Genomic DNA, 13,012 nt, shown 5'->3' with positions numbered 1-13,012 from the left:
TAAGAAACTTATTATAATTATGTTTTGGATAAAACTAAGAAACTTATATAAATATACTTTGGTTTAGGACTAAGATGATTGTGATGATACTTTTTAATGTATAAATATATTGGTTTTCTAAAATTAAAAATTTTATTTTGTATCTTATAATGAAAAATTTTTGCTTTCCGGATTGTATTATAAGTGAAAGGAGTTGAAACGGATGGATTATTCATTTGGTACCGATGAATATATACAATATGTGTTAGAGAAATATTCTAAAATGTTGATTAAACTAGCTTTTACCTATGTAAAAAATATAGCAGATGCGGAAGATATAACACAGGATGTCTTTGTCAGTTTAATTAAGAGAGGAATCAGTTTTGAAAATGAGGAACACGAAAAAGCCTGGCTTATAAGAGTTACAATAAATAACTGCAAAAATCAATTAAGATCTTCCTGGAACAAGTTAAAAGTTCCATTAGAAGAGGATATCAGCTATATGCCAAAAGAAGACAGCGATGTCTTGGCTATGGTTTTAGATTTGCCGTCCAAATACCGTACGGTAATTCATTTACATTATTACGAAAACTACTCTATTAAGGAAATCGCCGTAATTTTAAGAAAAAAACCGGCAACCATAGGAACCTGGCTGGCAAGAGGCCGTAACTTATTAAAATCAAAATTAGTCGGAGGTTTTGAATATGAATGAAAATAGATATAACAAATCCATGGATAGTTTAAAAATATCTGAAGATTTTAACAATAGAACCGCATTAAAAATGAAAGCAGCCCTAAGAGAACAAACGGGCAAAAAATACCCCAACCTTAAGAAATATGTCCTATCTGCAGCCAGTGTGGCAGTTATTATTGCCGCAGGTACGGCAGCAATGAATTTAACAAATAACTCCAATAACTTTTCTGGAAATGGCGGAACCGGAGCTTATATCGCAGAGAATACGGTAACTACGGAAAGTGCCAAGTCCCAGGGTATCACCGTTCCTGTTGTAGAGATACCGGCTCAGAATACCCAGGTAAAAGCAAGAATGCTTCCTCTTTTTGTTTACAAAGGACATATCTATGTACAAAGTGCCACATCTTTTGAAACACCCGACGGTATGACTTTAAATAAAGATGAAGTTTTAAGCTTACGAGGTGATTATTTAGGGAAAACAAAAGGAAGTATTGACGAATGGAGCAGTCAGGCGGACTATGCAAAAGAATTTGCTTCCACCATCGGAGAGGGCGATGTATATACGGTAAAAGGTTACAATCCCGATCATAGATTAATGGTTTATTATGAATATCAGGACGGCGGCTTTGGCTGTGAATTATATGACAGCTACGGCGGTATGACTTTAAACAGCGGTGCAGATTATTTTAACCTGTTAAACTTAAAAGGAAATGTTCTTTCCTACCAGTGGGAAAGTTACAACAGCTGGAATAACGGAATGAATGAGGTAAATGAGGAAGATACCAGTGATGTTTTCAACACTTTCTTAGACAGTCTTTATACTTCTGTACCCATCGGTGAGAATATTGATATGTTAACGGAAAATACGGATTATGACAGTCAAAAATTTGTTGATATTAAAACAAAAGACCATTTAATTACTTCTTTAAGGCTTTTTAAGGGCGGTTACGTATACGATTCCCAGGTAGGTTTCTTTAAGGTAGATGATGCTGCTTTTAATGCTTTCTGGAATACCATGCCGGTTACCGATCCCGCTGCGGAAACTGCAACTAGCGATGATACTGCTGCTGATACAAGTATAAATCTTACCTTAAAAGAATCCTCCCTTCCGGTTGGCTCTAAAGAGCTTAAAATAAATATTGAAAATACCGGTACAGTAGATATTTTTTATGGCGCAGATTTTAGTATAGAAAAACTAAACGGTAGCAGCTGGAAAACAGTGCCTGGAGTAAAGGATTTAGCTTTTATTGAGATTGCTTACTCCGTAGCTCCTGCTGCCAGTCAGGAATTTACCGTAGATCTAAGTAAGTTAAACCCAAGCCTGGATGCAGGAAATTACAGGCTGGTAAAAACCATAAACGGTCAAACCTTTTATGCAGAATTTCAATTAACTAAATGAAATAAATAAAATACAATGCAAAAATTTAACAAGCTCCATAACCTCCTATTGCACCTTTCCTTATAAACTCTTATAATGAATGCAAACTGTGATAGGAGGTTTTTATTATGGATGAAATTTTACAATTTAAAGAATGGATCGAGAAAAGCAACAGAATCGTGTTTTTTGGCGGTGCGGGAGTCTCTACGGAGAGTGGTATTCCGGATTTTAGAAGTGTGGACGGATTGTACCATCAAAAATATGATTATCCGCCGGAGCAGATTCTAAGCCATAGCTTTTTTCTAAAAAAACCTGAATATTTCTATCAATTTTACCGGGATAAAATGCTGTACACCAACGCGAAACCCAATATTACCCATACAAAACTTGCTGAACTAGAAAGCCTTGGGAAATTATCCGCTGTGATCACACAAAATATTGACGGCCTCCACCAGAAAGCCGGCAGTAAAAATGTATTGGAACTTCACGGAAGTGTTTTAAGAAATCATTGTATGAAATGTGGAAAGTTTTATGATATGGATTCCATTATTAAAAGCAACGGAATCCCCCGCTGTGAATGTACCGGGGTGATAAAACCGGATGTGGTTCTCTATGAAGAACCCTTGGACGAAGAAGTAATGACTCGTGCCATACATGCCATATCTTCTGCCGATATGTTAATTGTGGGAGGGACGTCACTTTCGGTATATCCTGCAGCAGGTTTCATAGACTATTACACCGGAAACCGCCTGGTATTGATTAATAAGTCCGCAACTCCTTACGATTCTCAGGCTGATCTTCTAATACAGCAGAGTTTGGGGGACGTATTCGGAAGTATATAAAAAATAAAACGGTACTGTAAAAAATTTGGTTTGTTCTTAAAGCCTGCATTACGGTTTATTGGCGCAGGGCTTGTTTTTTCATAGAAATTAAATAAGTTTAAATATTTAAACTTTGCCGAAAAAGGTTAATTGCCGGATCCGGAATATTTATGTACTCCTCTAATCCATATAAAAGCAGCGATAATAAGTAAAATAACCGACACTAAGGGTGCAGAATATTTCCACATGAATATACGCCAGTATTTATTCCAAAACACTAAATTTGAGTTTCTACATTAAACCTTTATATTAATTGTAATTAAATATTTTAATCATAGCTGATTGGGTAGGTCCTAATTCAACCTCTAATAGCTCATGACAGGGTTTTATTTCTTTGGTCCATAAATCTTTATATGAATATGTATCCTCCTTATTCAGGCCCAGATCTGTCAGAGGTACTTTCACAGTTTTTGGCTCGGACAAACTATAATTAAATACCGCAACTACGGTGGCATCCTTATCTTTTCTCATAAATACATCCGCCGCAACTTCTCCGTAATTACCGGAAACCGGCTGAAAGGACTGCCCTTTTCTGGCTATTTCATTGATTTCATCATTGGTTAAGAGTATCTCTGCCCGTCTTCTGGCTTCTTCCAGTTCATAATCATCACTGGTTATCATTAAACTTCCGCAGATCACACCGGTATGGAAGCGGGTACGCCCTTCTTCAAAGGCAGTGGAGACTTTGTCATGAGTTCTGTAAAGTACAATGTGGTCCGGGTCATTAAACCGATAAAGGCAGTCATTCATCCACCACAAATAAGTAATGCAATTATTTAAATAAGCAGACTGGTCAATAGATCCAAAAGCATCACAGGAGATTCTTCTTGCATGACCGTATCCATGGGGGAAGATTGGATCGATGGATAAGCTGATAAAGATAGGATATCCCACACGATCCTCCGATACACAATCAGTAAAAAATTTCATACCATAATTATAAGCCTGTATACCTGTAGTGATTTCTTTATTATAAAATGAGCCCTCTCTGCAGGCGTGTCCTAAAAAGTCTGCCTTAATACTGCGAAATCCCCATTTAATAATACGGCTGGTCTCATACTGTATATGAGCCAAAGTCCCAGGATGGGTAGGGTCTAAAGAATATAACCCGTCAACCGGGGGTAAGATTTCACCAGATTCATCCCGGAGTAACAAATCTTCAAATAAATAATTACCATCCGTACCGGACACTTCCTTATTAAACGGAGGTGAGGTAATAAACGGAGCCACATAGGTTCCTGGTAACTGGCCGTTATTATTTACGTAGTCTACGGAATCCCTCATTTTGGTTATAAAACTATTCCAGAAAGCATCAAAATTAATATATTGTGTTCCATTCTCATCACAATAAGAATGTTTTATTTTCTTCATGAAATCAGAAGCTTCCTTATACTTTTCAAATGTTAATCTACCCATAAGGGCAGCCCAGCTGTTCCATCCAAACAGCACCGGACCATTCCAAGGTAAGGGCGGTTTGATCAAGGCATTGCATTTTCCGAATTCTTTGAAACCCTCCTGATAAGAATCATAGAAAGACAAAAAAATCCTCGGTGATTCAATGGTTTTTCCCGAAAGATATCCGTGATTAATGCCGTCTAGATCTCTGGTCTCCTCCGTAGCTACTCCTGCAAATACACGAAAACCGTTAATGAGTTCACCCTTAGCTTCTGCTTTCATTTTAATTCCGGTTTTCCAATTATCATGATCCAGGGAGCCGATTACTAATCCGGCTTTTTCTTCTATACTATGTATCGCAGTGAATTCATAACTTATAGGTGCATACTGTACCGGGTAATCTACAAATTTGGCCCATTTATCATTATCAAAAGGTGCAGCTAAGAATCTAATTTCCTTCTTTTTGCTTATAAATACCGGCTCGCTGGATTCACCCCAGAGAGGTGCCATATAGTTAGTACTCACTCTATCCTCCGATATCACTTTCAGCTTAACGGTCATATAACCGCTGTCATAACAGGTTACGGTCTGTTCCAATATAAAATCCCTGGTATTATAATGTTGAACCGTTAGTCTGTTTCCTTTACCCAGTATATCTTCCTGTTCTGCTATATCCACCTCATGGAATTTCATATCAGAACCTAATACTATATCTTCACCTTTTTTTCTTATAGCGCAGGTCAGGTTTAAAAACCTGACACCGTCTATAAAATCAAGGGAATAGATCCCTGTATTAATGTCGATTTCAAATTTAGCTTTATAGTTACTAATAGAAAATAAGTTCATATCCTTTCCTCCTCTTATTTGTATTCATTAATAGATATTCACTAACTCTTCACTGCTCCCAGCATAATGCCCTTTACAAAATATTTCTGGATGAATGGATATATTAAGATAATTGGTATGGTTGCTACCATAGTGGCTGCCATACGGATACTGTCCGGGGTTACAACCATTCCGGCTGCTGCATTGGACATCTGTTCCGAGGTGGTATCCCCATCTGATACTGGTTTAAGATTTCAACCAGTATGGATTGCATCGTTTTTAAGTTCTGGTCTGAAGTATAGAGATAAGCATCAAACCAGGAATTCCATTGACCTACGGCTACAAAAAGCCCGATTGTCATAAGAATCGGTTTGGATAAAGGAATGATCATTTTAGCATAAATTTTTAAATCGTTCGCTCCGTCTATTTTGGCTGCTTCAAATATTTCCTCCGGCATGGATTCGATATAAGCTTTTACCAGGATCATATTATAGACGCTGACCAGAGAAGGGATAATAAATACCAGGAAATTATTCGTCAGATGTACATTTTTTAATACCATGTAATAAGGTACTAATCCTCCTCCGAAATACATGGTGAAGATAAATATAATGGTTATAAACTTCTTTCCCACCAGTTCTTTTCTGGATAGGACATATGCCAACATAGAAGTAACAATTACCGCCAGAGGCGTACCAATTGCAGTTCTGGCTACGGTTACTTTAATGGAATTCAAAAAATCTGCCCTGGTAAGAATATTCTTATAACTTTCTATGCTGAATATTCTGGGCCAGAAATAAATATTTCCCCGAATAGCATCGGTTGCATCATTTAAAGAAATAGCAAAAATATTCCAGAAAGGATATAAAGTTACTATGGTAACCAATGCTAAAAATACAACTTTGATTATATCCAAAATTATATCTTCCTTGCTATTTTTACGTTTATGTGTAATGCGACTGCCAGTCATTATTAACCCCCTTCTAGAATAATCCCTGATTATTTATTTTTTTCGTAATACTATTCGCACTCATTACCAAAATAAAGGATACGGCAGATTTGAATAAACCAACCGCAGTACCGTAAGAGTACATACCATTTTTCATACCATAACGATATGCATAAGTATCTAAAACATCAGAAAAGTCCAGAATAGAATCATTTTGCATTAATAACTGCTGTTCGAATCCCGTATTTAATATGCCTCCGATTGCCAGTATCAGTAAGATACAGATCGTAGGCCTTATAGCCGGCAAGGTAATATAAAATATCTTCTGAACGCGGCTGGCACCATCCACCTCGGCAGCTTCATATTGTTCCTGGTCAATTCCTGCGATAGCCGCAAGATAAATAATAGCATTATAACCCATTCCTTTCCAGGTGTTGGCAAATGCTATGATCCACCAAAAATATTTTCCGTGCTGAAAGAAGAGTACATCCTCCTTGGTTATATGTAAGAATCTTAAGATGTCATTCACCACTCCGCCGGATGCTAACATAGTTAAAAAGATATTGGCTGCGATAACCCAGGATATAAAATAAGGCAGATAAGATGCCGTCTGAATGAACTTCTTCATTTTAGCGTTTTGTACTTCATTTAAGAATATTGCAATAAGAATAGGTGCCGGAAATGATATTAATAACGTCAGGAAACTGGTCATCAGTGTATTTCGCATGATTTTGGCAAAATCATTTTGAAAAAAATACGTAAACCAATCCATTCCGACAAACGGTGCCCCTAATAAATCGTGAAAATAGCCTTTCGTTGTCGGTGCATAATTGGTAAATGCCATGTATAGTCCGGTCATAGGTGCATAACAGATTAATATAACCCAGATTAGCGCTGGCAGCAGAAGTAAATATAAATATCTCTGATCCCATAACCTTCTGGTCAATGCTTTTTTGCTTTTATGGTTTAGGGGTGTTTTTGCCATTCTTAAATTCCTCCTTTAAACGGGTAACCGCCCTTATTAACAGGGGTTGCTGCAAAATTCAAAATCTAACTTGCTTGGGATTAGACCCATGCCCGATAAAATTTTATTCTTTTGCAACAACCCTGAAAGTCACGCTAACTCCTGTTAACAATTAATATTTAATACCCCAAAGCTCTTTACGGGCTTCATAGTTTTTATTAATCTCTGCTTCCACATCTTTTAATCCGGCTGCTTCCATATCTGTGATTAATTTATTATATAAGGTATCTACTTCATCTGCCGAAGAAGCGTTTACAATTTTAGGAAAACTCTGTTTAAATATATCCTGCACTTTCTGATATTGCAGTGCTACTACGGAATTACCGGTAGGTGCAAGGTTATCATATTGAGCCGTATCCCAATAGGTATCGGTAAGATTTTTCCAAGCAATTTCTGCCGCTTTATCCAATTTCGTCATAGAAATTCTGCTGGGTGTTCCGTCTTCATGATTTGAATTTTTAACAAACCAGGTCCATTTTAAAATACCCGTATCCTCAACTGCCTTGGTATAATCAGTTTTTAATGCAGTTACTACTTCATCATTTGGCACATGAACGCCATCTTTCATGGTCCAGTCTTCGCCTTCAATTCCCCATAATAACAGATCCTGCCCCTCCTGGCTTGCCAGATAATCAATTAATTTCATGGCTGCATCTACATTCTTACAATTATTTGTAATACCAATCGCATCCCAGCCTAAAGAGCTTCTTCCGCCATAAGTAGTTTCCTTTTCACCGATTCCATTACCAAGTACTTTATATCCTACAAAAATAGCATCTTCTCCATCCGTAGCCTTTAAGCTTGTATTGGCATCGCCTACATCCCAGTAAGCGCAGAGGGCGCCCATTACATTACCTGCTGAAAGTTTCTGGGTAAATAATTGTGTATTATTAACAACCCATTCTTTATCCAGAAGCCCTTCGGTATAAAGCTGATTCATAAATTTAAGCATTTCTATATATTTGGGGTCCCTTACATCATAAGAAAGGGTACCGTTATTATCATAATAGGTTTTCATACCATACATACCTTTGATGGTGTTAAAATAATTAGCCTGTTCCCCGTTCATGGTAAGACCGATGGAATCACTGCCTGCAATAGATGGATATTTTTCTTTGAATTTCTTTAAGATATCAATCATTTCATCCTGGGTAAAAGGTTTTGTACTGTCGGCTCTTTCCTTACCTGCTATTTCAACCATATAATCATATCTCATAATAAATCCGGCAACCGGATCAGGGTCAGGTCCGTACCAGTTGGATAAATAATAATTTTTACCATCCTGATATTTTGTTTTATTTAAAGTATCCCCATACATTTTTATTACGTTTTGGCCTTTTTCTTTTAATAAATCATCTAAAGGAAGCAAGGCACCTGCTTCAATATATTTATTTACGATATCACTGGACCGGGACATCATAACAATATCCGGATATTCCTGCCCGGCTAACATAAGAGCTAATTTTTCTGCCGGGTCACCGGTAGGGTTTTGTATTTCTACATTAACACCCGTACGTTTTGTTACTTCTGCTGCAATTCTGTCATTCCAGGTTCTGGAACCGGAATTTGGATCAAAAAAGGAAATGGTTACTGTTTCCCCGGATGCAGCCCCATCTGCTTCTACTGTTCCCTCGTTACTGCCGGTACTCTCTTTCGTTGCTTCCTTAGAACCGGAGGTGTTGCTGGTTTCTTTTTCAGTTTTTCCGCATGCACTAAGCAGCGCAGCTGTTAGAACTAATGCCATAAGTAATGATATTACTTTTTTCATAAATCCCTCTCCTTTACTATCTATATTAACCAATTAGTTCTTGTTACAAGTCAATTATATCCGCATTTCGTACAACAGAGTACATCACTATTTAACAATTTGTATCAATTTTGCACAGTAGTTTTCAAAAGTCGTAAGAAGAATATAAATATTTAACAATTTATATCAATATTTAATTATTTTAATGATGAAACTTCCTAATTTGTTTAATTATAGTCCACCCGACAAAAATCAATTTAAAATTCTGGTTCCATCCATTTGTACAAGTTAGTTCTTGTTAGTATGTTGTCGTACTACCTTTCCACTTTCGGTATATGGATTACTACTCTTGTACCAACATTAAGTTCACTGAAAACCTGGACTCCGTAGTCTTTACCATATTGCAGCTGTATCCGGATGGATACATTTTTAAGCCCATAACCCCTTATGGCAGATTGGATTTCCGTATTTAATTCAGTGACCATTTTTTCCTCCATACCTTTGCCATTATCGGTTATCTCAAATACAATCCCCTTGTCATCCTCATACAATTTAACTGTAATTTGAAGCGTCCCCTGATCTTCCCCAATGGCATGATGTATGGAATTTTCCACCAAAGGCTGCAATATGAGTTTGATCGTTTTACAATCAAGCAGACTTTCCTGCAGATCAAAATTCACCAATACCATATCACCAAAACGTATCTGCTGTATAGATAAATAGCTTTTTAACAGATTAATTTCATCCCGGATAGATAAGATGTTTCTGCCATTATTTAAAGATATCCTGTAAAAATCAGCTAAATGCTGCACCATTTCAATTATTTGCTTATCTCCGCTTCTGATTGCAAAGGATGTAATGGAAGACAGAGCATTATACAGAAAGTGTGGATTCACCTGCTCCTGTAATAAATTCAGCTCTACGCTTTTCTTAATTAATTCTTTTTCATATATTTCTTTAATTAAGTAATCTACCTTTATACTCATTTCCGAAAATGCTTCTGCCAACAGCCCCACTTCATCTTTTCCTTTGTCCTTAATTTCAAGGCCGAAGACTCCTGCTTTCATAGTTTGTACGGCAACCATCAGCTTATTAATCCGCTTTGATAATATGTATGACATAAGAGTGGACAGGCTGCCTGCGGTAAATACGGCCAAAAGCGCCACCAGGATCAGGTTCATTGCAGAACGTTTTGCATTTGCATTAATTTCTGACAGGGAAGCTAAAGAGATTGTTTTCCATCCCATATTAGTGGAAAGACAGCTGATTAGCATTTCCTCGCCGTCATAAACAGTACGTTCCTTAAGGTTATTCTCAAAATTGCCCTTATACTCTTTCAAAACATCATAAATAGATGTTCCAATTAAGGATTTATCTTTACAGGAAACGACTTTGTTATCCCCGTCGATAATCATAAACTGATCACTATGGCTGGTTTCTGAAATCAGGGAATAAAGGGATTCTTCTTCAATTTCCATTTTAAGTACATTACGCATAACCCCATAACTGTAATAATTGAGGTGACGCACCAGGTAATATACCAGCTTTCCGTCTGAATTATAATCAGTGCTTAAAAAGAAAGCTTTCCCCTTCTTATCCAAGGCAGTCTGGTACCATTCCTCTTTTACCACCTCATCATCCGCCCGGTAGATATAATAGTAATCCTGGGGTACGGAAAGATTGGTGGTATAAATGGAGAACTTTAATATCTCAGGATTTATGGTAAGTATTTCATTCACATAACGTCTGAGATAATAATACAAATCTTCATGTCCGTTTACAAAATAGTCCATATACAGATAATCCTGTATGGTTTTATTCATATAGATTAAGGATGAAGCATCTTTATACACATTTAATTTCGTCTGGATGTTTTTATTTGCCTGTGCCAGACTTGTTTCCATGTTACGGTAACTTTGCTGGAGCATTATATTTTTCGTATTCTCATAAGCGTAATAGCTGAAAAAAGATATGGGTATTAATGCGGCTATCAGGAAACTATAAAAAAACTTCCACTTTAACTTCAGGTCCAATAATTTTTGTGATATTTTTTTCATGTAAACCTCCCAATATTTATCTGCATTTATGCAATTGACTATTTATCTATATGAATATCTCATTTTCACGAGAATTCAATGATCAGTTAGATTTCATCCGGTAAAAAATATCCTTATCACCCGGTCTCAGGCAACAAGGATATACTTTTTAATGAATATATCGATTCCGGTATTCATTTGGAGAAAGCCCGTATTTTTTAGCAAAAACGGAGCAGAAATAAGATATATTTTCATAACCTACCATGAAACTAATCTGTTTTATTTTCAATTTGTCATCCTTTAGAAGGTTACATGCCTCCTCCAGCCTGTAATCGGTTATCCATTCTGTTAAGGTAATACCCGTTTTCTCTTTAAAAATATTTCTTACGTAGTTAGGGGATAGACCGATTTCTTCTGCAATAGATTCTATGGTAATAATATTGGCGTAATTCGTAATTATATAGTTCTTAACACATTGAACAATGTATTCATTTTTATCTTTATAATCCCTGCTGTTTCTTCCCTGGTATTCCAGAATATAATCTAGGTAATTAAAAAAGATGGATTCCAGTTCTTCTTCATTAATAACCTGGTAGATACTGTTTATAATCTGACCCCTTAACGGCAACCCCTCCTTTAAAGCTATATTATCTTCCACATAGGTATCATAGATATGGGTTAACAAAAATGCTGCCTCCTCCATTACAAAATTCCGTTCCTGCCTGTTTACCTTGATTTCCTTAAAATACTCTTTGGATAACTCAAGGATTCTTTCCAGATTAGAATCGGCTCTGGGTTTCTGTAAAATATCTTTTAGTTTTTTATAGTACTCTTTATGCAGTATCGTATTCTGCGGCTCTACCGGTAAGTTTTCCTGGGTATCCGGATTTAATAACCGGGATACTTCCTTTATTGCATAAGTATCTTCATAAAATAACAGGTTGTTACACGTAATAAATTTTTCATATTCCAGATATAAATCCTCAATTTTGTGTTTCTGTGCACTATAAAGAAATAAGGCTGGTATTTCTGCCGTTTCATAATATTTCTCAATACGTTTGGCCGAATCTAAAAAATTAACAAAATAAAGAATGAAAAAAGTAATTCTTCCCTCTTCTTTAACGGCATACGCTATTTCTGCAAATTTATTTTCCAGAGATTCCGTATCAATACTCTCCGTATTTCCCACCGCTTGCACCAAACCATACTGAAGCAGCTCCGGCTGATCTTTCTTCAGTTTCTTAAATTGTTCCAAAGCAGGGTTACGTACCTCCTCTTCACAACTTATAACAGATTGCAGGAGTTTTTTCTCCAGTACTTTAACCGATTGATTCAGGACTTGCTCTTTATCCAGTACCTGAATGACTTTCCCAATTGCACTATTTATAACTTCAATGGTAAAAGGTTTTAAAATATAATCAATTGCTTCTACGGAAAAAGCTACTTTGATAAATTCAAAATCATCATATCCGGTTAAAAATATAATTTTCGTTGTAACCTGTTCTTCATAAAGTTTCTTAACCAGTTCTACTCCGTTCATTACAGGCATATGTATATCAGTTATCATAATATCGGGCTGATATTCCATTACTTTACTGTAAGCTTCTTTACCGTTTAAGGCTGTATATATCGTACCGATACCAAGTTCATTCCAGTCAACATAATCTCTTAAGGTTTCCAATTCCAGTTTTTCATCATCTACTAACAGCAGGCTGTACATATTAAACCTCCAGGTATATTTTCTAAGCGATATCAAAAGAACATTCTAATTCCATCATAATCATAAAGGTAAAAACAATCAATAAGAATTTAAGTCCAGCCTTAAGAAACAGATTTCGGATTACTTTTGTTTTGTCATAAATGCATTGAATATAACCCATTTCGTTGTTATACTTAAAATCAGGGAACAGGTAATTGCGAAACAAGAAAAATATATTTATATACCATACAATAAATAATTTCAGATCCAAATCTTGTCCAATAGGCAACTGAAGCTAGAAACAGGTATCAATTGTATGGTATATTCACAAAACTATATAGTTTCGCAATTGCCTATTAAGTAAACCTAATTGCCTAAAAAGTAAACTAAGAATAAAAGGAGATT

General features: G+C 36.3%; 10 protein-coding genes. 3 read left to right on the top strand and 7 right to left on the bottom strand.

The features are described 5' to 3' along the window. The first annotated feature begins 202 nt into the window (after positions 1-202). The 3 genes from Ana3638_RS05770 (at position 203) to Ana3638_RS05760 (ending at position 2,893) form a co-directional block, all read left to right on the top strand. A complete protein-coding gene (locus tag Ana3638_RS05770; protein ID WP_161837178.1) occupies positions 203-691 on the top strand; it encodes a sigma-70 family RNA polymerase sigma factor in 489 nt (162 codons plus the stop codon). Next, positions 684-2,072, top strand: a complete 1,389-nt coding sequence (locus tag Ana3638_RS05765; protein ID WP_161837177.1) for an immunoglobulin-like domain-containing protein — start codon at positions 684-686, stop codon at positions 2,070-2,072. The genes Ana3638_RS05770 and Ana3638_RS05765 overlap by 8 nt, the downstream gene beginning before the upstream one ends. Positions 2,073-2,176: 104 nt before the next feature. Continuing rightward, entirely contained in the window at positions 2,177-2,893 is a 717-nt protein-coding gene (locus Ana3638_RS05760) for an NAD-dependent protein deacylase (protein WP_281352936.1), read from the top strand. A gap of 288 nt (positions 2,894-3,181) precedes the next feature. Here the strand turns inward: Ana3638_RS05760 and Ana3638_RS05755 are convergent, their stop codons facing one another. From Ana3638_RS05755 to Ana3638_RS05730, 7 genes are all read right to left on the bottom strand, one after another. Beyond that, positions 3,182-5,173 carry an alpha-galactosidase gene (locus Ana3638_RS05755; protein WP_161837175.1) on the bottom strand — a complete coding sequence of 664 codons (1,992 nt, stop codon included), beginning with the start codon at positions 5,171-5,173 and terminating at the stop codon, positions 3,182-3,184. A gap of 41 nt (positions 5,174-5,214) precedes the next feature. Beyond that, positions 5,215-5,343 (bottom strand): hypothetical protein, encoded by a 129-nt coding sequence (locus tag Ana3638_RS25665; protein WP_281352885.1) that lies wholly within the window; start codon positions 5,341-5,343, stop codon positions 5,215-5,217. Next, on the bottom strand, positions 5,334-6,068 hold the full coding sequence (locus tag Ana3638_RS05750) for a carbohydrate ABC transporter permease (protein WP_202621570.1): 735 nt from the start codon (positions 6,066-6,068) through the stop codon (positions 5,334-5,336). The genes Ana3638_RS25665 and Ana3638_RS05750 overlap by 10 nt, the downstream gene beginning before the upstream one ends. A gap of 67 nt (positions 6,069-6,135) precedes the next feature. Further along, positions 6,136-7,086, bottom strand: a complete 951-nt coding sequence (locus tag Ana3638_RS05745) for an ABC transporter permease (RefSeq protein ID WP_161837174.1) — start codon at positions 7,084-7,086, stop codon at positions 6,136-6,138. A gap of 151 nt (positions 7,087-7,237) precedes the next feature. Beyond that, a complete protein-coding gene (locus Ana3638_RS05740; RefSeq protein ID WP_161837173.1) occupies positions 7,238-8,893 on the bottom strand; it encodes an extracellular solute-binding protein in 1,656 nt (551 codons plus the stop codon). 293 nt (positions 8,894-9,186) lie between these two features. Continuing rightward, the gene (locus Ana3638_RS05735; protein WP_161837172.1) at positions 9,187-10,929 is read right to left on the bottom strand and encodes a sensor histidine kinase; all 1,743 of its coding nucleotides are present in this window, start codon (positions 10,927-10,929) and stop codon (positions 9,187-9,189) included. Between the two features lie 148 nt (positions 10,930-11,077). Continuing rightward, a complete protein-coding gene (locus Ana3638_RS05730) occupies positions 11,078-12,628 on the bottom strand; it encodes a response regulator transcription factor (RefSeq protein WP_161837171.1) in 1,551 nt (516 codons plus the stop codon). Positions 12,629-13,012: the final 384 nt, after the last annotated feature.

The sequence above is a fragment of the Anaerocolumna sedimenticola genome (assembly GCF_009931695.1).
Lineage (GTDB): Bacteria > Bacillota > Clostridia > Lachnospirales > Lachnospiraceae > Anaerocolumna > Anaerocolumna sedimenticola.
This window is presented reverse-complemented; position numbering and strand designations above follow the sequence as displayed.